This window comes from Microbacterium sp. (assembly GCF_032084865.1).
In the GTDB taxonomy this organism is placed as follows: Bacteria; Actinomycetota; Actinomycetes; order Actinomycetales; family Microbacteriaceae; genus Microbacterium.
This window is the reverse complement of the sequence record NZ_DAMDLU010000100.1, coordinates 1-1,873: the sequence shown is the minus strand read 5'-3', so window position 1 is coordinate 1,873 and position 1,873 is coordinate 1. Positions and strand designations below refer to the sequence as shown.

Here is a 1,873-nt window from a genome sequence, read left to right as displayed (position 1 = left end):
GCGCCGATCGGGGGCGGAGTTCACCCGCGCCGCCGTGACCTTCCCGCTGTGCGTGCCCTCGCGGGCGTCGCTGCTGACCGGGCGGATGCCGCACGAGCTCGGCGTCGGCGGCAACCGGCACGGTTCGGCGGTGGCGGAGCCGGGGGCGCGCGCCGACAGCATGGGGCACCTGCTCACGGCCGCCGGGTACGACTGCGCGTATGCAGGCAAGTGGCATGCGATCTCGCCCAGCGCGCCGCCGGATGCCGGGTTCGACGTGCTGCACCCGTTCGGCGACCGCGGACTCGCCGACGCCGCGGTGGAGTGGCTGTGGAACCGGGCGGACGCCTCGCGACCTTTCCTGCTGTTCGCCTCGTTCGACGATCCGCACAGCATCTGCGAGTACGCCCGGCGCCAGCCGATGCCCTACGGAGACGTCGATCCCGGTGCGGTGCGGGACGCCCCGCCGCTGCCGGCGAACTTCGAGCCCGCCCCGTTCGAGGCCGAGGCGGTGCACTTCGAGAAGCACGCCGCCCAGCAGACCTACGGCACAGCCGAGTACACACCCGAGGAGTGGCGGCAGTACCGCGCCGCCTACCGACGGCTCGTCGAGCGCACAGATGCCCAGCTGGGGCGGATCCTCGACGCGCTCGACGAGTCGGGTCTCACGGACTCGACCCTGGTCGTGTTCACCAGCGACCACGGCGACGGCGACGGCGCTCATCGGTGGAATCAGAAGACGGCGCTGTTCGAGGAGTGCGTGCGGGTGCCGCTCGTCGTGAGCGGGCCCGGCGTGATCCCCGGCGCGCGCATCGAGCCCGTCTCGGCCGGGCTGGATGTGCTGCCGACGCTGCTCGACGCCGCGGGAGCCGACCTGCCGTCTCATCTGCGCGGAAGCGCGCTGCCGCTCGGAGCGGGCGAGGAGGCATCCGACCGCGTCGTCGGCGTCGAGACCCGTTTCGAGCGCTCCGACCCGCCGCTCACCCGGGGACGCGCGGTCTACCGCGGCCGGTTCAAGTACACGGTCTACAGCTGGGGCCGCCACCGCGAGCAGCTGCATGATCTGGTCGCCGATCCGCTGGAGCAGCGCAACCTCGCCGTCGAGTCGGCGTTCGACGGGCTCCTCGAGGAGATGCGGGCGTGCCTGCTGACCTGGTGCGAGGAGACCGAGGATCGCGAGTTCCTGAAGCTTCTGGCGCTGCCCGCCGGCGCCGAGGCGGCGGTGCACGACGAGATCTTCGCGGTGCCGTACTGATCCCTCCTCGCTCTTGTGGCGGGATGGGCCGAAGCGCAGAATTGGCCCGTCAGCCGAGGAGAGGACGAGGCCATGGCACACGGCGACATCACGCACATCGACATCCCGGTGAACGATCTGGGCAAGGCGAGCGACTTCTACAGCAGGCTGTTCGGCTGGAAGATCGCCGAGCAGCCCGGGTTCGAGGGCTACCCGATGTGGCAGGCCCCGAACGGGATATCCGGCGGCGGGCTCGCCCCCCGCGACGAGGGCTTCAGCCAGCCCAGGTCGTACGTCGAGGTCGACTCGATCGACGAGACGATCGCCGTCGCGAAGGAGGCGGGCGCGACCGTGCTGATGGAGAAGCAGCCCATCACCGACACGAGCGCCTGGGCGGTCATCATCGACCCGGACGGGAACCACATCGGCCTGTACGAGGGCATGACGGGCTGAGCCCGACCTCGGCCTCGCCGCCGCGCCCGGAATGCTTGAGAAACCACTTGCGGCGTGAGAAGCACGTTCATACGCGGTTTCTCACGCGCGAAGTGGTTTCTCCTCGGGTGCCGGGGTGCGGTCAGGCCGACGCGAGCGCACGCTCGACGTGGGCTAGACCGGCGCGGCGGGAACGGCCTTCGCCACGGCGAACTGCCCGGGGGGGGG

The 1,873-nt window shown here is 71.1% G+C and carries 2 protein-coding genes; both read left to right on the top strand.

From position 1 onward, the window contains the following. The coding region (locus tag RT309_RS10675; protein ID WP_313356901.1) for a sulfatase-like hydrolase/transferase at window positions 1-1,234 on the top strand (1,234 nt) is incomplete at its 5' end. Window positions 1,235-1,306: 72 nt separating this feature from the next. Continuing rightward, complete coding sequence (locus RT309_RS10670; RefSeq protein WP_313356900.1) at window positions 1,307-1,666, top strand: VOC family protein; 360 nt, start codon at window positions 1,307-1,309, stop codon at window positions 1,664-1,666. Window positions 1,667-1,873: the final 207 nt, after the last annotated feature.

Bases quoted from the DNA above. Each gene is read 5' to 3' on its own strand.
- RT309_RS10670 (WP_313356900.1), top strand. From the start codon at position 1,307: ATGGCACACGGCGACATCACGCACATCGACATCCCGGTGAACGATCTG.